This window comes from Kitasatospora sp. NPDC004745 (genome assembly GCF_042873275.1).
Taxonomy (GTDB): Bacteria; Actinomycetota; Actinomycetes; order Streptomycetales; family Streptomycetaceae; genus Kitasatospora.
The window spans coordinates 1-18,327 of record NZ_JBIALK010000041.1 but is presented as its reverse complement, the minus strand read 5'-3'; the positions used below and the strand labels follow the sequence as shown (position 1 = coordinate 18,327).

At 75.8% G+C, this 18,327-nt stretch carries 16 protein-coding genes; 15 read left to right on the top strand and 1 reads right to left on the bottom strand.

Going from position 1 to position 18,327, the window contains the following annotated elements; all coding sequences use genetic code 11:
• Positions 1-106 precede the first annotated feature (106 nt).
• The gene (locus tag ACFYUY_RS37765; RefSeq protein ID WP_387907703.1) at positions 107-3,241 is read right to left on the bottom strand and encodes an ATP-binding protein; all 3,135 of its coding nucleotides are present in this window, start codon (positions 3,239-3,241) and stop codon (positions 107-109) included.
• Between the two features lie 181 nt (positions 3,242-3,422).
• Here ACFYUY_RS37765 and ACFYUY_RS37760 point away from each other — a divergent pair, with 181 nt between their 5' ends.
• The 15 genes from ACFYUY_RS37760 to hypE all read left to right on the top strand — a co-directional run bounded on the left by ACFYUY_RS37760 (position 3,423) and on the right by hypE (position 18,171).
• Positions 3,423-5,117 carry a hydrogenase maturation protein gene (locus ACFYUY_RS37760; protein WP_387907700.1) on the top strand — a complete coding sequence of 565 codons (1,695 nt, stop codon included), beginning with the start codon at positions 3,423-3,425 and terminating at the stop codon, positions 5,115-5,117.
• A 133-nt stretch (positions 5,118-5,250) separates the two neighbouring features.
• Entirely contained in the window at positions 5,251-6,297 is a 1,047-nt protein-coding gene (locus ACFYUY_RS37755) for a hydrogenase expression protein HypE (protein ID WP_360219947.1), read from the top strand.
• 85 nt (positions 6,298-6,382) lie between these two features.
• Entirely contained in the window at positions 6,383-8,167 is a 1,785-nt protein-coding gene (locus ACFYUY_RS37750; RefSeq protein ID WP_387907697.1) for a nickel-dependent hydrogenase large subunit, read from the top strand.
• Positions 8,164-8,631 carry a thioredoxin gene (locus ACFYUY_RS37745; protein WP_360219953.1) on the top strand — a complete coding sequence of 156 codons (468 nt, stop codon included), beginning with the start codon at positions 8,164-8,166 and terminating at the stop codon, positions 8,629-8,631. Before ACFYUY_RS37750 ends, ACFYUY_RS37745 begins: the two co-directional genes overlap by 4 nt.
• Positions 8,628-9,275 carry a DUF5947 family protein gene (locus ACFYUY_RS37740; RefSeq protein WP_360219956.1) on the top strand — a complete coding sequence of 216 codons (648 nt, stop codon included), beginning with the start codon at positions 8,628-8,630 and terminating at the stop codon, positions 9,273-9,275. The genes ACFYUY_RS37745 and ACFYUY_RS37740 overlap by 4 nt, the downstream gene beginning before the upstream one ends.
• Positions 9,272-9,937 (top strand): DUF6084 family protein, encoded by a 666-nt coding sequence (locus ACFYUY_RS37735; RefSeq protein ID WP_360219959.1) that lies wholly within the window; start codon positions 9,272-9,274, stop codon positions 9,935-9,937. The genes ACFYUY_RS37740 and ACFYUY_RS37735 overlap by 4 nt, the downstream gene beginning before the upstream one ends.
• On the top strand, positions 9,934-11,325 hold the full coding sequence (locus ACFYUY_RS37730; protein ID WP_387907693.1) for a hypothetical protein: 1,392 nt from the start codon (positions 9,934-9,936) through the stop codon (positions 11,323-11,325). Before ACFYUY_RS37735 ends, ACFYUY_RS37730 begins: the two co-directional genes overlap by 4 nt.
• Positions 11,322-11,828, top strand: coding sequence for a hydrogenase maturation protease (locus ACFYUY_RS37725; protein WP_360219965.1), 507 nt, complete (start codon positions 11,322-11,324; stop codon positions 11,826-11,828). Before ACFYUY_RS37730 ends, ACFYUY_RS37725 begins: the two co-directional genes overlap by 4 nt.
• The gene (locus tag ACFYUY_RS37720) at positions 11,822-11,926 is read left to right on the top strand and encodes a DUF6893 family small protein (RefSeq protein ID WP_387907690.1); all 105 of its coding nucleotides are present in this window, start codon (positions 11,822-11,824) and stop codon (positions 11,924-11,926) included. Before ACFYUY_RS37725 ends, ACFYUY_RS37720 begins: the two co-directional genes overlap by 7 nt.
• 223 nt (positions 11,927-12,149) lie before the next feature.
• Entirely contained in the window at positions 12,150-12,527 is a 378-nt protein-coding gene (gene hypA / locus ACFYUY_RS37715) for a hydrogenase maturation nickel metallochaperone HypA (RefSeq protein WP_387907687.1), read from the top strand.
• 5 nt (positions 12,528-12,532) lie between these two features.
• Complete coding sequence (gene hypB, locus ACFYUY_RS37710) at positions 12,533-13,354, top strand: hydrogenase nickel incorporation protein HypB (protein ID WP_360219971.1); 822 nt, start codon at positions 12,533-12,535, stop codon at positions 13,352-13,354.
• A complete protein-coding gene (gene hypF, locus ACFYUY_RS37705; RefSeq protein WP_387907684.1) occupies positions 13,351-15,669 on the top strand; it encodes a carbamoyltransferase HypF in 2,319 nt (772 codons plus the stop codon). Before hypB ends, hypF begins: the two co-directional genes overlap by 4 nt.
• A 6-nt stretch (positions 15,670-15,675) precedes the next feature.
• A complete protein-coding gene (locus tag ACFYUY_RS37700) occupies positions 15,676-15,960 on the top strand; it encodes a HypC/HybG/HupF family hydrogenase formation chaperone (RefSeq protein ID WP_360219977.1) in 285 nt (94 codons plus the stop codon).
• Positions 15,957-17,081 carry a hydrogenase formation protein HypD gene (gene hypD, locus ACFYUY_RS37695; protein WP_360219979.1) on the top strand — a complete coding sequence of 375 codons (1,125 nt, stop codon included), beginning with the start codon at positions 15,957-15,959 and terminating at the stop codon, positions 17,079-17,081. Before ACFYUY_RS37700 ends, hypD begins: the two co-directional genes overlap by 4 nt.
• Entirely contained in the window at positions 17,074-18,171 is a 1,098-nt protein-coding gene (gene hypE / locus ACFYUY_RS37690) for a hydrogenase expression/formation protein HypE (protein WP_360219982.1), read from the top strand. Before hypD ends, hypE begins: the two co-directional genes overlap by 8 nt.
• Positions 18,172-18,327: the final 156 nt, after the last annotated feature.

Sequence of the window (18,327 nt, the reverse complement as noted above, 5' to 3'; positions counted from 1 at the left end):
ACGGCGCCTTCGACCCACAGGCGTGAGATCGGACGGCACGGTGTGCGCCACGGCGGCACGGCGGTGGTGCACGCCGGTGTTCCGGCGCGCTCCGGCCGGTGCGCGGTCACAGCCGCCAGTCGGGCGGGTCCTCCGGGGCGTAGACGCAGAGCGTGCCGGTGCGCACGGCGGTGTCCAGGTGCCGGCCCAGTTCGGGGTGGTCGGCGGCGATCCGGCGGACGGCGGCACGGATCCGGGCGGTGACGGCGGTGCGGGCGCGCTCGGCGGGCGAGCCGGTCCGGCGGACCCGGCCGCCGAGCCCGTAGGCGGCCGAGAGCTGGGCGACCAGCGCGTCGCGCTCGACGGCGATCCGCTCGGAGCGGTCCGGGTCGGCCGCGGCGTCGGCCTCCTCGGCCTCGGCCGCCAGCTCCTGCAGGCGGCGCCGGTAGGCGGAGCGGGCGGTGGCGTCGAGGAGTTCGCCCGTGTCGCCCTCGGGGTGCAGGCCCTCGGCCGGCCCGGGGGCGGCGGCGGGCGCGGCGGCCAGTTCCACGGCGGGCACGGGCGTACCGGGCCGGGCGAGCAGGACGGCGAGGTCGTGCAGGCCCTTGCTGTCGGGCAGGCGGGTGTCACGGCCGGCGTAGGCCAGGTGCCAGAGCGGGCCCTCGCGCCGGAAGACCGCGCCGTCCCGGCCGGCCGGGGGCGGGAGCGCGGCGGGCCCGCGCCCGGTCTCCTCGGCGATCCGCTCCGCCAGTGCCACCGCGCCCGCCGCCCCGGCCGCCCGCAGCGCCCGTTCCCGGTGCGAGCGGGCCCGGGCGGAGTCGCCGCCGGCCGCCGCGAGCAGTGCCAGGTGGCGGTGGACGGGACCGCGGACGGCCGCGCCGATGCCCTCCACCGCGAACAGCTCGGCGTACGGGGCGAGCAGCCGGTACAGGGTGTCCGCCGCCGGGTGCCCGCCGATGAGGCCGACGGTCTCGGCGGCCTGGCCCAGCATCGGCAGCCACTCGCTGTCCCGGGGCGCCCCGCCGATCCGGGGGGCGATCGCCGTAAGCCGGCGCCCGGCCTCCTCCGGGTCGCCGAGCTGGGCGGCGATCAGGGCGAGGGTGACGCGGGGCCAGACGCCGGAGTGCTGCTCCAGCACGGTGGCGTCCGCGCGGCTGCCACGCAGTGCGTCGAGGTCGCCGCCCTGGGCGGCCAGGCACCAGCGCTGGGTGGCGGCGAGCAGCGCGGCGTTGCCGCTGCCGGCCCGTCGCCCCAGCTCCGCCACCTCCTCGACGGCGGCGGCGCAGTCCGCGTACCGGCCCTCCATCAGGGCCCGGGCGCCGCGCCACAGCGGCACGTACCAGGCGTACAGCGGGCGGTGCAGCGGGCGCACGACGGAGTCGAACCGGTCGGCCTCGGTGTCGGCCGCGGCGAAGTCGCCGGTCTCCATCAGGGCGACCAGCCGCAGCCGGCGGCCGAGGAGTTCCAGCACCGGGTCGTGGCGGGCCCGGGCGGCGGCGACGATCCCGGCGGACCAGTCGAGCCGGTCCCGGCAGCGGTCGGGCCCGGGCGCGGCGTCGCAGCGGGCGGCGAGCGCGGGCCCGAGGACGGCGGGGTCGTCGAGCCAGCGGGCGGTGCGGACGGCCTCCTCGGCGAGGGCGAGCCGGTGCTGCTCCGGTTCGACCAGGGCGGTGGCGAGGGAGAGTCGGGCGGTGACGCAGGCGCGCAGGCCTTCCTGGTCGGGACGGGCCGCGAGGGCGGTGCGGGCCTCGGCGAGCAGCTCCTGCTGCTCCTGGTCGGCGAGGTCGACCTCGAAGCCGACCGGGCCGGTGCCGAGCCCGAGGGCCGCCCGGGCCAGCAGGTCGGGGCGGCCGGCCGGGCCTGCGAGCGCGGCGGCCCGCAGCAGTGCGGCGCGGGCGGCCGCCGGCTCCCCGCTGCCCAGTTCGGCCCCGCCGAGCCCGAGCAGCACCTCGACCAGCTCCGCGCCGTCTGCGGCCCCGGCGGCGGCCCGGAACCAGCGGGCCGCCTCCTCGTACGCGCCCAGGGCCTCGGCCTGCTCGGCGGCCGACCGCGCGTACCGGGCCGCCTCGGCCGCGTGTCCGGGGCCGGCCAGCCGCAGGTGGTGCGCGGCCTCGGCCGGCCCGGTGTCCCTGCCCCGCCGGCAGTGCCCGGCGAGGACGGCGCCCACCGCGGCGTGCAGGGCGGTGCGCTCGCCGGGGCTCAGCGTGCCGTACACGGCCTCGCGCAGCAGGTCGTGCCGGAAGGTGCCGCCGTCGGCCGTGAGCTCGGCCAGCAGACCGGCCCCGGCGGCCTCGTCGAGGGCGGCCCGCACCGCCGCGAGCGGCACCGCGGCGGCCTCGGCCAGCACGTCCAGCCGGAACGGGCTGCCGAGCACGGAGGCGAGCCGGAGCAGCCGGGCGGCGGGCGGCGACAGCTCGGCGATCCGGGCCTCGACGGCGATCCGCACGCCGACCACGGGCGGCCCGGGGGCGGACCGGTCGTCCGGGCCCCCGGCGGCTCCGGGGCCACGGGCGCGCACGAGCTCCGTGACGAAGAAGGCCTCACCACCGGTGCGCCGGACGAGCTCCCGCAGCGCCGCGGGGGCGGGTGGGCGGCCCGTGGCGGCCTCGACCAGGCCGGCCACGTCCGCCTCGCGCAGCGGCCCCAGCGCCAGGCTGCGTCCGCGGCGCAGCAGCTGGGCGCGCGCCCAGCCGCGGTCCTGCCAGGCCGGGTCGTCGTCACGGGCGGTGGTGAGCAGCAGGAGCGGGGCGGTGCGCGCCGCGTCGGCCACGTCCAGCAGCAGGCGCAGCGAGGAGGCGTCGGCCGCGTGCACGTCGTCGAGGACCAGCAGCAGTGGCCGGCTCCGGGCGGCCGTCGCCAGCAGCCGGGCGAGGTCCCCGGCGAGCCGCAGCCGGGCCGCCTCCGGATCGGTGGCGGGCGGGGCCCCCGCCGGGTCCTCCGGTGCGGCGCCGGCCTGCAGGGCCCGCAGGGGTGGCGAGGCGGCCGTGAGGCGCCCGCACCCCACGTCGTCGGCGGCCAGCTCGCCCACCACCCGCGACCAGGGCCGGAAGGCGCGACCGGCGGTGTCGGGCGGGCACCACGTCCAGAGCACCCGGAAGCCCTCGGCGTGCCCGGTGGCCTCCTCGGCGGTCCGGGTCTTCCCGGCGCCGGCCGCCCCGGTCAGGACGACCAGCCCGCCGCGGCCGGCCGCGGCCCGCGTCAGCGCGTCGCGGAGCTCCCCCAGCACGTCCTCGCGCCCCACGAACGGGTAACTCGCGGCCACGGCACCACCCGTCTGCTCGGTCCTCCGCTTCGAGGGTAGCCACCGCTCCGCCGGGCCGGCCGGTGAGTCGGGCGTCCGGCCGGGTGAACGGACGGCGCGGCGGGGCGGGTGGGTCCGGGGGGCGCCGGTGGCGGGGTGATGATCGCCGGGTTCCCGGACGCCCACACCGCCGGAGGCCGGCATGCGGATCCTGCTCCTCGCCAGCGCGTTCAACAGCCTCAGCCAGCGGGTTCACGCCGAGCTGCGCGACCTGCGGCACACCGTGGAGGTCCGGCTGGCCGGGGACGACGCCGCGCTGCGGGAGGACGTGCGCCGTCTGGAGCCGGACTGCGTGCTGGCACCGATGCTGCGCAGCGCGATTCCCCGGGACGTCTGGTCGGCGGTGCCCTGCCTGGTGGTCCATCCCGGTCCGCCGGGCGACCGCGGCCCCTCCTCGCTCGACCGGGCCGTCCAGGAGGGCGTCACCGAGTGGGGCGTGACGGTGTTGCAGGCGGAGGAGGAGATGGACGCCGGGCCGGTCTGGGCCTGGGCCCCGTGCCGCCTCGTGCCCGGTCTCGGCAAGGGCGACCTCTACCGCAACGAGGTCTCCGACGCGGCCGTGCGCGCGGTCCTGCTCGCCGTCGAGCGCCTCGCCTCCGGCGACTACGCGCCGCGTCCGCAGCACGGCCCGGACTGGCGGGTGGCGGTGCGCACCCGCCCGTTCCTGCGCCAGGAGGAGCGGCGGATCGACTGGGCCGGCCACTCCACCGAGGAGGTGCTGCGCCGCCTGCACGCGGCCGACTCCCAGCCCGGTGTGCTGGACGCGTTCTGCGGCGGCGAGTGGTACCTGCACGGCGGGCACTCCGAGCCGGGCCTGCGCGGCCGCCCGGGTGACGTGCTGGCCACCCGGGACGGCGCGGTCTGCCGGGCGACCTCGGACGGCGCGGTGTGGATCCCCGAGCTGCGCCGGCGCCGCGCCCCGGGCGGCCCGGAGACCTTCCGGCTGCCGGCGGTCACGGCGCTGGGCCCGTGGCTGCCCCGGGTGCCGGAGTTCTCGGCGGCGCTGATGCCGGCGGAGGACGGGCGCCCGGAGTGGGCGGACGTCCGCTACCGCGAGGAGGGCCCGGTCGGCTTCCTGCAGTTCTCCTTCCCGGGCGGCGCGATGTCCACGGAGCAGTGCCGGCGGCTGCTGTCGGCCTACCGCTTCGCGCTGGGCCGGCCGACCTCGGTCGTGGTGCTCGGCGGCGGGCGGGACTTCTTCTCCAACGGCATCCACCTGAACGTGATCGAGGCGGCGCCGGATCCGGCGGGCGAGTCCTGGGCGAACATCACGGCGATGGACGACCTCGTCGCCGAGGTGCTCACCACCACCGACCGGCTGGTGGTCGCGGCGCTGGGCGGGAACGCGGCGGCCGGCGGGGTGATGCTGGCGCTCGCCGCGGACGAGGTCTGGTGCCGCCGGGGCGCGGTGCTCAACCCGCACTACCGGCTGATGGGCCTGTACGGCTCGGAGTACTGGACGTACTCGCTGCCGCGCCGGGTCGGGGCGGCCGAGGCGGAGCGGCTCACGGCGCAGGCGCTGCCGGTGTCGTCGGCGACGGCGCAGCGGATCGGCCTGGTCGACCGGGTGCTGCCCTGCGGGCCGCAGGAGTTCGGGCCGGCCGCGGCCCGGCTGGCGGGGCTGCTCGCGGCCTCGCCGACCGCCCAGCAGCGGATCGCCGCCAAGAAGGCCGCCCGCGAGCGCGACGAGCTGGCCAGGCCGCTCGCCGCGTACCGGGAGGAGGAGCTGGCGGTGATGCGGCAGCAGTTCTTCTCCCCCGAAGAGCCGTACCACGCGCTGCGGTCCGCGTTCGTCCGCAAGCGGCCCGCGACGGCCCGGTCCGCGGCGCCACGGTGACCCGAACGGCCCCGGCCGGCTTGCGCCCGCGGGGCGCCCCTCCCGGCCGTGCGGACCGGCGGGCGCCGCGAACCGTTGCTATGACTGGCTTCGAGCCATTTCCTCCGGCTCCCATCCCCGAGGAGGCATCCTCATGGGTGCTGCAAGTACCGACACCGACGTGGTGCACATTCTCTGGATCAACGCCGGTCTCAGCTGTGACGGCGACTCCGTCTCGCTGACCGCCGCGATGCAGCCGAGCATCGAGGAGATCGTCACCGGCGCGCTCCCCGGCCTGCCCAGGATCGCGGTGCACTGGCCGCTGATCGACTTCGAGTGCGGCCCCGTCCAGGGCGCCGACAACTTCGTCGAGTGGTTCTTCAAGGCCGACCGCGGCGAGCTGGACCCGTTCGTCCTGGTCGTCGAGGGGTCGATCCCCAACGAGAAGATCAAGAAGGAGGGATACTGGTGCGGGTTCGGCGACGACCCCGCGACCGGCCAGCCCATCACCACCAGTGAGTGGCTGGACCGCCTCGCCCCCAAGGCGACCGGCGTGGTGGCGATCGGCACCTGCGCCACGTACGGCGGCATCCACGCGATGGCCGGCAACCCGACCGGCGCCATGGGCGTGCCGGACTACCTCGGCTGGGACTGGAAGTCCAAGGCCGGTCTGCCGATCGTCTGCGTGCCGGGCTGTCCGATCCAGCCCGACAACTTCTCCGAGACGCTCACCTACCTGCTGTACCAGCTGGCCGGCTCCGCGCCGATGATCCCGCTGGACGACAAGCTGCGGCCGACCTGGCTGTTCGGCGCCACCGTCCACGAGGGCTGCGACCGCGGCGGCTACTACGAGCAGGGCCAGTTCGCCACCGACTACGGCACGCCCGAGTGCCTGGTGCGGCTCGGCTGCTGGGGCCCGGTCGTCAAGTGCAACGTCGCCAAGCGCGGCTGGATCAACGGCGTGGGCGGCTGCCCCAACGTGGGCGGCATCTGCATCGCCTGCACGATGCCGGGCTTCCCGGACAAGTTCATGCCGTTCATGGACCCGCCGCCCGGTTCGCGGGTCTCCACCGGCGCCAGCTCCGCCTACGGGGCCGTCATCCGCCGGCTGCGCGAGATCACCCAGAAGACCGTCGACAAGGAGCCGAAGTGGCGGCACCGGGGCAATCGGCTGACCACCGGTTACCGACCGCCCTGGTGACGCCCGGGGGCCGCACGCCCACGGGCGTGCGGCCCGTCGCCGCCGACCACCTCCCCCGCTCGCAGAGAAGGGCACCACACACACGATGGCACCGACGACCAAGGCGGCCGGCGACGGCAGCGGCCTGACCGAGATGTCCTGGGACCCGATCACCCGGATCGTGGGCAGCCTGGGCATCCACACCAAGATCGACTTCAAGCAGAAGCGGGTCGCGGAGTGCTACAGCACCTCCTCCGTCTTCCGCGGCTACAGCGTCTTCATGCGCGGCAAGGACCCGCGCGACGCGCACTTCATCACCAGCCGGATCTGCGGGATCTGCGGCGACAACCACGCCACCTGCTCGGTCTACGCCCAGAACATGGCGTACGGCGTGAAGCCCCCGCACCTCGGCGAGTGGATCATCAACCTCGGCGAGGCCGCCGAGTACATGTTCGACCACAACATCTTCCAGGAGAACCTGGTCGGGGTCGACTACTGCGAGAAGATGGTCCGCGAGACCAACCCCGGCGTCCTGGAGCTCGCCGAACGCACCGAGGCGCCGCACGCCGGCGACCACGGGTACAAGACCATCGCCGACATCATGCGCTCGCTCAACCCGATCGAGGGCGAGTTCTACCGCGAGGCGCTGCAGGTCAGCCGGTACACCCGGGAGATGTTCTGCCTGATGGAGGGCCGCCACGTGCACCCCTCCACGCTCTACCCGGGCGGCGTCGGCACGGTGGCGACGGTGCAGCTGTTCACCGACTACCTCACCCGGCTGATGCGCTACGTGGAGTTCATGAAGAAGGTCGTGCCGCTGCACGACGACCTCTTCGACTTCTTCTACCAGGCGCTGCCCGGCTACGAGGAGGTCGGCCGGCGGCGGGTCCTGCTCGGCTGCTGGGGCAGCCTCAACGACCCGGACCACTGCGACTTCACGTACCGGAACATGACGGACTGGGGGCGCCGGATGTTCGTCACCCCCGGCGTGGTCGTCGACGGCAAGCTCGTCACCAACGACCTGACCCAGATCAACCTCGGCATCCGGATCCTGCTCGGCAGCTCCTACTACGAGGACTGGCAGGGCAAGGAGCTCTTCGTCACCCACGACCCGCTGGGCAACCCGGTCGACCCCCGGCACCCGTGGAACCAGCACACCATCCCCCAGCCGCAGAAGCGGAACTTCGACGACAAGTACAGCTGGGTGATGTCCCCCCGCTGGTTCGACGGCACCGACTACCTCGCCCTGGACACCGGCGGCGGCCCGATCGCCCGGCTGTGGTCCACCGCGCTCTCCGGCCTGGTCGACATCGGCTACGTCAAGGCCACCGGGCACAGCGTGGTGATCAACCTCCCCCGCTCCATGACCAAGCCGGAGACCACCTTCGAGTGGAAGATCCCGCAGTGGAGCAACGCCATCGAGCGCAACCGCGCCCGCACCTACTTCCAGGCCTACGCGGCCGCCGCCGCCCTGCACTTCGCCGAGAAGGCGCTGGCCGAGGTCCGGGCCGGACGCAGCCAGACCTGGGAGCGCTTCGAGGTGCCGGACGAGTCGATCGGCTGCGGCTTCACCGAGGCCGTGCGCGGCGTGCTCTCGCACCACATGGTGATCCGCGACGGCAAGATCGCCAACTACCACCCCTACCCGCCGACCCCGTGGAACGCCAGCGTCCGCGACAGCTTCGGCACCCCCGGCCCGTACGAGGACGCGGTGCAGAACACCCCGATCTTCGAGGAGAACAGCCCGGAGAACTTCAAGGGCATCGACATCATGCGCGCCGTGCGCAGCTTCGACCCCTGTCTGCCCTGCGGCGTGCACATGTACGTCGGCAACGGGCGCACCCTGCAGACCATGCACGTGCCCACCGGCCTGAGCGGGCTGACCGCGTGACGGCCGAGCAGACCGGGCTGCGGATCCAGGAGGCCCTGGACGCACTGGCCGGCAGCGGCGCCGAACAGGCGGGCGAGCAGCTGGTCCGCGAGCTGATGGAGTTCTACGGCGAGGGCCTGGCCCGGCTCGTCCCCGAACTGCCCCCGCCCGCCCTGTCCCGGCTGCTGGACGACCCGGCGGTGGCCGGGCTGCTGATCCTGCACGAGCTGCACCCCGAGGACGTGGACACCCGGATCCGCCGGGCGCTCGACTCCCTGCCCGAACCCCTCGAGGTGCTCGGGTTCGAGCCGGCCGCCGGCACGCTGCGGCTGCGCCGGACCGCCTCCGGCTGCGGTTGCGGCGAGGCGGAGGTGGAGGCCGCGCTCGCCTGCCACGCCCCCGAGGTGACGTCCCTGGAGCTGGAACGGGCCCCGCAGCTGCTGCAGATCGGCACCCGGCCGCCCCTGGCCGCGGAGGCCCGATGACCGGCCGTCCGCTGCCCCGGGCCGGCAGCGCCCTGCTGCGCCGGCTGCGCGAGCCGGCCCCGCCGCTGCCCGAGCGGTGCGGGTTCTGCGGCCAGGGCCTGCCACCCGGCCACCGCCACCTGGTGGACACCGAACAGCGCGCGCTGACCTGCGCCTGCACCGCCTGCGGCCTGCTGTTCCAGCAGCCGGGCGCCGCCGCCGGGCGCTACCTCGCGGTGCCGGACCGCCACCTCAGCGACCCGGACACCCGGCTGGACGAGCGGGCCTGGACGGCGCTGGGGATCCCGGTCGGCACCGCGTTCCTGTTCCGCAACACCGCGCTGGGCCGGCCGGTCGCCTGCTACCCCGGGCCGGCCGGCGCCACCGAGAGCGAACTGACCGAGGAGGCCTGGAGCGCCGCCCTCGGCAGCAGCCGGCTGGCGGCCGCCCTGGCACCGGACGTCGAGGCGCTGCTGCTGCACCGCGAGGCCGACCGGGTCAGCTGCCTGCTGGTGCCGATCGACGCCTGCTACGAGCTCGTCGGCCGGCTGCGCCGGTGCTGGCACGGCTTCGACGGCGGACCGGAGGCCCGCGCCGAACTCGACGCCTTCTTCGCGCGGCTGGCCGCCCGGGCCCGCCCGCTGCCCGCGGAGGTGACGGCGTGAGCGCCCTCGGTTTCGGCTGCACCGCGGTGCGCTCCGACCCGTACGCGGCCGTGCCGACCCTGGTGTTCCGGCTGCGGATCACCGCCGCCCCCGGCACCCGGGTGCACGCCCTCGCGCTGCGCTGCCAGCTGCGCATCGAACCCGGGCGCCGGCCGTACGGCGAGGCGGAGGGCGAGCGGCTGGCCGACCTGTTCGGCGAGCGGGAGCGCTGGGCGACCACGCTCAACCCGATCCAGCTCGCCACCGTGCCGCTGATGGTCCCCGGCTTCACCGAGGAGACCGAGGTCGACCTGCCCGTCCCGTGCAGCTACGACCTGGAGGTCGCCTCCGCCCGCTACTTCCGGGCCCTGGACGGCGGCGAGGTGCCGCTGCTGCTGCTCTTCTCCGGCACCGCCTTCAGCGGCCCCGGCGGCTTCCAGGTCACCCCGGTGCCCTGGGACCGGGAGGCCTCCGTCCGGATGCCGGTGCGGGTCTGGCGCGAGGCCGTCGACCAGCACTTCCCCGGCTGCGGCTGGCTGCGGCTGCCGAACGACCTGATGGACGCCCTCCTCGCGTACCGCTCCCGACGGGCCCTGCCCTCCTGGGAGGCGACGGTGCGCGAGCTGCTCACCGCGGCCGGGGGGACGACCGTCGACGACATCGTGAAGGAGGGAGTCCGGTGAGCGCCTTCCCGAGCGGGATCGAGCAGGGCTTCGCGACCGCCCGGCAGATCGCCGACGCGGTGCTGCTCGAGGGCTACGTGCTCTACCCGTACCGCGCCTCGGCCGCCAAGAACCGACTGCGCTGGCAGTTCGGCGTGCTCGTCCCGCCCGAGTACGGCGCGCGCGGCGGCGAGCACTCCCACCAGCGCACCGAGTGCCTGCTGGAGCCGCGCGGCGACGACGACCGGCTGGCGGTCGAACTGCGCTTCCTGCGGGCCCAGCGCCGCACCGTCGAACAGACCGCCGCGATCGGCGGCTTCGAGCCGGTGGAACGCCTCGAACTGGCCGACCGGGTGCTCGTCCCGTGGGACGAGGGCGTCGAGGAGAAGGTCGAACTCCTCCTCGACGTCAAGGAGTTGACTGGGCAGGGGGTGATGCGACCGTTCCGGCTGCCGGCCACCGCGGCACTGGAGCTGGTGCGCGAGAACGGCACCGCCGTCGGCCGGCTGGCCCGCCGCCGCGAACAGGTCGACGGCCTGCTCCGGGTGACCGCCGAGGAGCTGCCCGGGCCGTTCCGGGCGCTGCGGCTGACCGTCGTGGTGGAGAACACCTCCGACTGGACGCCGCCCCGCGGCGCCGACCGCGAGGAGGCGCTGCCCCGCTCGCTGGTCTCCGCGCACCTGCTGCTCGGGCTGGAGCACGGCAGCTTCCTGTCCGTCACCGACCCGCCCGAGTGGGCCCGCCCGGCCGTCGAGAAGTGCCGCAACGAGCACACCTGGCCGGTGCTGGCCGGGCCGGACGGCGGGCGCCGGGTGCTGCTCTCCTCGCCGATCATCCTCGAGGACCACCCGCAGATCGCCCCGGAGAGCCTCGGCACCCTCTACGACGCCACCGAGATCGACGAGATCCTGGCCCTGCGGACCGCGGCCCTCACCGACCAGGAGAAGCGCGAGGCGCGGGGTACCGACGAGCGGGCCGGCGCCGTGATCGACCTGGCGGAGTCCATGCCGCCCGAGGTGCTGGAGCGGCTGCACGGCGCCGTGCGCGGGCTGCGCGAAGTCACCGGCGGAGCCGCCGCGGGCGAGCAGCCCTGGTGGGACCCGGGCAACGACCCGCACGTCGACCCCGAGCAGGACCGCGTCATGGTCGACGGCACGCCGGTCGGCGCCGGCAGCCGGGTGGTGCTGCGGCCCGGGCGGCGGCGCACCGACGCCCAGGACCTCTTCCTGCACGGGCGCAGCGCCGTCGTGGAGGCCGTGCTGCACGACGTCGACGGCTCGGTGCACCTGGCCGTCACGGTGGACGACGACCCGGGCGCGGACCTGTGGCGCGCGCAGGGGCGGTTCCGCTACTTCCAGCCCGACGAGGTCACCCCGCTGGACGGCCCCGCCCCGGTGGTGGAGCCGTGAGCGGCGCGACGGTGCTGGTCGCCGGCGTGGGCAACGTCTTCCTCGGCGACGACGGGTTCGGGGTGGAGGCCGTCCGCCGGCTCGCCGCCCACCCGGTGCCGCCGGGCGTCGAGGTGGTCGACGTCGGCGTGCGCGGGGTCGACCTGGCGTACCGGCTGCTGGACGGGTACCGCACCGCGGTGCTGGTCGACGCCACCTGCCGGGGCGGCCCGCCGGGCACCGTCTACCTCATCGAGGCGGCCGCCGAGCCGCTGGAGGTGCCGGTCCTGGACGGGCACCGGATGGGGCCGGACGCCGTGCTCGGCCTGCTGGCCACCCTCGCCGCCGGCACCGGTGGCGAACCGCCCGGGCGGGTGCTGGTGGTCGGCTGCGAGCCGGCGTCGCTCGAGGAGGGCATCGGGCTGAGCGCCCCCGTCACCGCCGCCGTCGAGGAGGCGGTCCACGTGATCCTGCGGGTCCTGGACGAGGCCACGCAACCGGAGAGGGAGACGACACCATGCTGAGAAGACTGTTCTGCGCGGGCCTGCTGGCCGGCATCGGCGTGCTGGTCTGGCAGAGCCTGCCCGACCTCAAGCGCTACCTGCGCATCTCGCGGATGTAGCACCCGCCGGCAGGTCCTGCCGGACGGGCTCCGGCGGGCGGGCGCCGGGCGCGGATTGCTGCGAACGGTGCAGCCCCGGGCGCGGTGGCGGCGCGGCTTCGGGCCGGGACCGCCACCGCGCCCTGTAATGGGGCCCGTCGTCGCAGCCCTGTCATGGGGCCTGTCGTCGTGCCGGGGCCGTCGCCCGTCGGCGCGCGCCGCCACCGGCCGTGGGAAGGGACCCATGCACGAGATGTCGATCGCCGCCGCCGTCGTCGAACAGGTGAACGCGGCCGCGCGCGACCACGGGGCGCCCGGCGTGGCGCGGGTGCGGCTGCAGGTCGGCGAACTGGCCGGCGTCGTCCCGCAGGCGCTCGACTTCTGCTTCGAACTGGCCTGCGCCGGAACGCTGGTGGCGGGCGCCGTGCTGCAGACCGAGTCCGTGGCGGCCCGCGCCCGCTGCACGCCCTGCGCGGTCGAGTGGCCCGTCGGCATGCCGCCGGACCTCGGCTGCCCGAGCTGCGCCGGCGGCAGCGTCGAGCTGCTGACCGGGCGCGAGCTGCAGATCCTCGACGTCGAGTGGGCCGAGCGCCCCGGCGTCCAGGCCGATCAGAAAGGCTGATGCCGATGTGCCGCACGGTCGACCTCCGTCAGGCGGTCCTCGCCCGCAACGACGGCAGCGCACGGGAGCTGCGGGCGGCCCTGGCCGCCCGCGGCACGGTCGCGGTGAACCTGATGTCCAGCCCCGGCAGCGGCAAGACCGCGCTGCTGGAGGCCGAACTGGGCCTGGCCCGGCGGCGCGGGGTGCCGGTGGCCGCGCTCACCGCGGACCTCGCCACCGAGAACGACGCGCTGCGGCTGGCCCGTTCGGGCGCGCTGGTGAAGCAGGTGCTCACCGACGGGCTCTGCCACCTGGAGGCGGAGATGCTCGCCGGGCACCTCGCCGACTGGCTGCCGGACGACACCCGGCTGCTCTTCGTGGAGAACGTCGGCAACCTGGTCTGCCCGGCCTCCTACGACCTCGGGGAATCGCTGCGGGTGGCGCTCGCCTCGGTGACCGAGGGCGAGGACAAGCCGCTCAAGTACCCGACCGCGTTCGGGCTGGCCAACCTGGTGCTGGTGACCAAGGCCGACCTCGCCGCGGCGGCCGAGTTCGACGAGGCGGCGTTCCGGGCGAACGTCGCCCGGGTCAACCCCGGGGTGGAGGTCGTCCTCACCTCGGCCCGGCGCGGCCAGGGCGTCGGTGTGCTGCTGGACCGGGCGCTGGCCGTCCTGGACGGGGCCGCGCCGCACCGGCCGGTGATGGCGGCCGACCACGCCGGATCCGGGCACGGGCACGGGCATGCGCACCCGCACGACCACGGGCATGCGCACGACCACGGGCATCCGCACCAGGACCAGGACGGGGAGCGCCGGGACGCGACCGCCGCGGTGCGGGAGAGCGCGTGACGACCGGTCACCGGGAGCTCGGCCCCGAGCGGCGGCGGGTCGCCGTCCGGGGCCTGGTGCAGGGCGTCGGCTTCCGGCCCTTCGTCTTCACCCTCGCCGGGGAGCTCGGCCTGGCCGGCAGCGTCACCAACACCGGTGAGGGCGTCCTGGCCGAGGTCGAGGGCAGCCCCGCGGCCCTCGACGCCTTCTGCCGGCGGGTGGCCAGCGACGCGCCGCCGCTGGCCCAGGTCGCCTCGGTGGAGTCCGCGCCGCTGGCCCCCACCGGCGCCACCGGCTTCGCCATCGTCCCGTCCCGCACCGACGGCCCCAGCACCACCCTCATCCCGCCCGACGTGGCCGTTTGCGCCGACTGCCTGGCCGAACTCGCCGACCCGGCCGACCGCCGCCACCGGCACCCGTTCATCAGCTGCACCAACTGCGGGCCCCGCCACACCATCGTCACCGGCCTGCCCTACGACCGGGCCGGCACCACCATGGCCGGCTTCCCGATGTGCCCCGACTGCGCCCGGGAGTACACCGACCCCGCCGACCGCCGCTTCCACGCCCAGCCGGTGGCCTGCCACGCCTGCGGCCCCCGGCTCACGCTCACCGTGCCCGGGAGCGACGACCTGACCGGGGAGGAGGCGCTCGGCGGGGCGCGCCAGCTGCTCGGCGCCGGGGCCGTCCTCGCCGTCAAGGGGATCGGCGGCTACCACCTGGCCTGCGACGCGCGCGACGCCGAGGCCGTCGCCCTGCTGCGGCGGCGCAAGCGGCGCGGCGACAAGCCGTTCGCCCTGATGGCCCGCGACCTCGCCACCGTCGAGCGCCTGCTGCCGCTCCACCCGGTCGAACGCGAGCTGCTCACCGGGCCGGTGCGGCCGATCGTGCTGCTGCGCCGCACCGGCACACCGCTGCCCGGCCTCGCGGCGGTCGCCCCGGGCAGCCCGGACCTCGGGGTGATGCTCCCCTACACGCCGCTGCACCACCTGCTGCTCGCCCCGCCCGGACCGGACCTCCTGGTGATGACCAGCGCCAACCTCTCCGGCGAGCCCATCGTCACCGACGACGGACGGGCGCTGACCGACCTCGCCCCGCTCGTCGACGGCTGGCTCACCCACGACCGGCCGATCCACGTCCCCTGCGAGGACTCGGTGGTGCGGGTCGTCGACGGTGAGCTGCTGCCGCTGCGCCGCTCCCGCGGGTACGCGCCGCTGCCGATCCCGCTGCCGGTGCCGGTCCGTCCGGCCCTGGCCGTCGGCGGCGACCTCAAGAACGTCTTCGCCCTCGCCCGCGACGGCTACGCCTGGCTCTCCGGCCACATCGGGGACATGGACGACCTGGCCACCCTGCGCGCCTTCGACCGCGCCGTCGCCCAGCTCGGAACGGTCAGCGGAGTGCGGCCCGAGCTGCTGGTCACCGACCGGCACCCGGGGTACCGCTCCGTGCGGCACGCCGGACGCGTCGCCGCCGGCCGGCCCGTCCGGCGGGTGCAGCACCACCACGCCCACGTCGCCGCGGTGATGGCCGAGCACGGCCTGGACGGCCGGCGCCCCGTCCTCGGCCTGGCCTTCGACGGCACCGGCTACGGCGAGGACGGTGCGGTCTGGGGCGGCGAGGTGCTGTTGGCCGACTACGCCGGCTTCCGACGCCTGGCCCACCTCGCCTACGTGCCGCTGCCCGGCGGTGACGCGGCGGTCGAGCGCCCGTACCGGACGGCGCTCGCGCACCTGTACGCCGCCGGGCTGCCGCGGAGCTCCGGACTGCCGCCGGTGGAGGCCTGCCAGGGCAATGAACTCGCGCTGCTCGAAAAGCAGTTGGAGCGCAACCTGAACTGCGTGCCGACCTCCAGCATGGGCCGCCTGTTCGACGCGGTCTCCTCGCTCGCGGGGATCTGCCACCGGGCCGGGTACGAGGCCCAGGCGGCGATCGAACTGGAGGCGGCGGCCGCGGAGTTCGGCCGGGCGCCCGGCTACGCCTTCGGGCTGCGGCCGGAGGCCGGGGGCTGGATCGCCGACCCCGGACCGGTCCTGGCCACGGTGGTGGCGGACGTCCGCGCCGGCGCGCCCGCCGGACTGGTGGCCGCGCGCTTCCACGACGCGGTCGCCCGGTTGGCGCGGACGGTCTGCGCGGCCGTCCGCGACCGGCACGGCACGACCACGGTGGCGCTCAGCGGCGGCGTCTTCGCCAACGCGCTGCTCTCCTCGGCCTGCGCCCGCGGCCTCGGCGAGGACGGCTTCACCGTACTGCGGCACCGCCGGGTGCCGCCCAACGACGGAGGACTGGCGCTCGGCCAGCTGATGGTGGCCGCCCGCGCGGCGGCCGCCCGGGAGGAGTGAGTGCGGATGTGCCTGGCGGTGCCCGGCAGGGTGACGGAGGTCTCGGAACGCGACGGGACCAGGATGGCGGTCATGGACTTCGGCGGGGTCGTCAAGGACGTGTGCCTGGAGTACCTGCCCGACCTCGGGGTCGGCGAGTACGCGATCGTGCACGTCGGCTTCGCGCTGCAGCGCCTGGACGAGGAGTCGGCCCGGCGCACCCTGCAGCTGTTCGAGGAACTCGGGCTGCTGCAGGAGGAGTTCGGAGACCCCTGGGAGGCGGCGGGAGCGGCGGAGGAGGCCGGGCGATGAAGTACCTGGAGGAGTTCCAGAACCCCGAGCTGGCGGCCGGCCTGCTCGCCGACATCCGGGCCACGGTCACCCGGCCGTGGGCCCTGATGGAGGTGTGCGGCGGCCAGACGCACAGCATCATCCGGCACGCAATCGACCAACTCCTGCCGGATGAGGTCGAGTTGATCCACGGCCCGGGCTGCCCGGTGTGCGTCACCCCGCTGGAGGTGATCGACCGGGCGCTGGCCATCGCCGCCCGCCCCGAGGTCGTCTTCTGCTCCTTCGGCGACATGCTGCGGGTGCCCGGCACCGACCGCGACCTCTTCCGGGTGCGCGGCGAGGGCGGCGACGTCCGGGTGGTGTACTCACCGCTCGACGCACTGCGGATCGCCCGGGAGAACCCCGACCGGGAGGTCGTCTTCTTCGGCATCGGCTTCGAGACCACCGCCCCGCCCAACGCCATGGCCGTCCACGTGGCCCGGAAGCAGGGGCTGCGCAACTTCAGCATGCTCGTCTCGCACGTCCGGGTGCCCCCGGCGATCGAGGCGATCATGAACTCGCCCGACTGCCGGGTGCAGGGGTTCCTCGCCGCCGGACACGTCTGCAGCGTGATGGGCACCGACGAGTACCCGGCGCTGGCGGAACGCCACCGCGTGCCCATCGTCGTCACCGGCTTCGAACCCCTCGACATCCTGGAGGGCATCCGGCGCACCGTCCGGCAGCTGGAGCGCGGCGAGCACACCGTCGACAACGCCTATCCGCGCGCCGTACGGCCCGAGGGCAACCCGGCGGCCCGGGCCATGCTCGAGGACGTCTTCGAGGTGACCGACCGCGCCTGGCGGGGCATCGGCGTCATCCCGCAGAGCGGCTGGCGGCTCTCCCCCCGCTACCGCGACCACGACGCCGAGCACCGCTTCGACGTCTCCGGGATCACCACCCGCGAACCCGCCCAGTGCCGCAGTGGCGAGGTGCTCCAGGGCCTGCTCAAACCCCACGAGTGCGAGGCCTTCGGCACCACCTGCACCCCGCGCACCCCGCTCGGCGCCACCATGGTCTCCAGCGAGGGCGCCTGCGCCGCGTACTACCTCTACCGGCGCCTGGGCGTGCCGGCCGCACCCCAGGAGGCGAGCCCCGTTGGCTGACACCGAGACCCTCACCGGGGCGGACGCCCGGGCCGCGGCCGCCCCCGACCTCTCCGGCTGGAGCTGCCCGCTGCCGCTGCGCGACCACCCCCGGGTCGTGATGGGACACGGCGGCGGCGGGGCGATGTCCGCCGAACTCGTGGAGAACCTCTTCGCGCCCGCGTTCGGCGGGCCCGCCCTCGCCGGCCTCGGCGACTCCGCCGTCCTGGACCTCGGCGGCGCCCGGCTCGCCTTCTCCACCGACTCCTACGTCGTGCGCCCGCTGTTCTTCCCCGGCGGCAGCATCGGCGACCTCGCCGTCAACGGGACCGTCAACGACCTCGCCATGAGCGGGGCCCGGCCGGCCTACCTGTCCTGCGGGTTCATCCTGGAGGAGGGGGTCGAGATGGCGGTGGTCGACCGGGTCGCCAGGGCGCTCGGCGCCGCCGCCCGCGCCGCCGGGGTCGAGGTGGCCACCGGGGACACCAAGGTGGTCGAGTCCGGGCACGGCGACGGGATCTACCTCAACACCGCCGGCATCGGCCTCGTCCCGGCCGGGGTGGACATCCGGCCGCAACGGGCCGCCCCGGGCGACGTGGTGATCGTCAGCGGTGCGATCGGACTGCACGGGGTGGCCATCATGAGCGTCCGCGAGGGCCTCGAGTTCGGGGTCGAGATCCAGAGCGACTGCGCGCCCCTCGGCGGACTGGTCGAGGCGATGCTGGCCGTCACCCCCGACCTGCACGTCCTGCGCGACCCCACCCGGGGCGGGCTGGCCGCTGCGCTCAACGAGATCGCCGCGGCGGCCGGGGTCGGCGTCGTCATCAGCGAACGGGCCGTCCCCGTGCCGCCCCAGGTCGCCAACGCCTGCGCCGTGCTGGGCCTCGACCCGATGTACGTCGCCAACGAGGGCAAGCTCGTCGCCTTCGTCCCGCGCCGGGAGGCCGACGCCGTCCTCGACGCCATGCGCGCCCACCCGCTCGGCGCCGGCGCCGCCGTGATCGGCGAGTGCGTCACCGAGCACCCGGGCATGGTCGTGGCCCGCACCGGGTTCGGCGGCACCCGCGTGGTCGACCTCCCGATGGGCGAGCAGCTGCCGCGCATCTGCTGACCCGTCGGGGAGGACGTACGGCGGCCGGGGCCCCCCCCGGGGGGGGGGGGGGGGCCCGCCCGGGGGGGGGGGCGGGCGGGGGGGGGGGGGGCGGGGCGGCCGGGGGGGGGGGGGGGGCCGCCGGGGCCCGGCCCCGGGGGACCACAGGTGGCCCCC

Excerpts from the sequence above, each read along its gene's own strand:
- ACFYUY_RS37760 (WP_387907700.1), top strand. The coding sequence starts at position 3,423 with ATGCGGATCCTGCTCCTCGCCAGCGCGTTCAACAGCCTCAGCCAGCGG.
- ACFYUY_RS37755 (WP_360219947.1), top strand. The coding sequence starts at position 5,251 with ATGGGTGCTGCAAGTACCGACACCGACGTGGTGCACATTCTCTGGATC.
- ACFYUY_RS37750 (WP_387907697.1), top strand. The coding sequence starts at position 6,383 with ATGGCACCGACGACCAAGGCGGCCGGCGACGGCAGCGGCCTGACCGAG.
- ACFYUY_RS37740 (WP_360219956.1), top strand. The coding sequence starts at position 8,628 with ATGACCGGCCGTCCGCTGCCCCGGGCCGGCAGCGCCCTGCTGCGCCGG.
- ACFYUY_RS37720 (WP_387907690.1), top strand. The coding sequence starts at position 11,822 with ATGCTGAGAAGACTGTTCTGCGCGGGCCTGCTGGCCGGCATCGGCGTG.
- hypA (WP_387907687.1), top strand. The coding sequence starts at position 12,150 with ATGCACGAGATGTCGATCGCCGCCGCCGTCGTCGAACAGGTGAACGCG.
- hypB (WP_360219971.1), top strand. The coding sequence starts at position 12,533 with ATGTGCCGCACGGTCGACCTCCGTCAGGCGGTCCTCGCCCGCAACGAC.
- ACFYUY_RS37700 (WP_360219977.1), top strand. The coding sequence starts at position 15,676 with ATGTGCCTGGCGGTGCCCGGCAGGGTGACGGAGGTCTCGGAACGCGAC.
- hypD (WP_360219979.1), top strand. The coding sequence starts at position 15,957 with ATGAAGTACCTGGAGGAGTTCCAGAACCCCGAGCTGGCGGCCGGCCTG.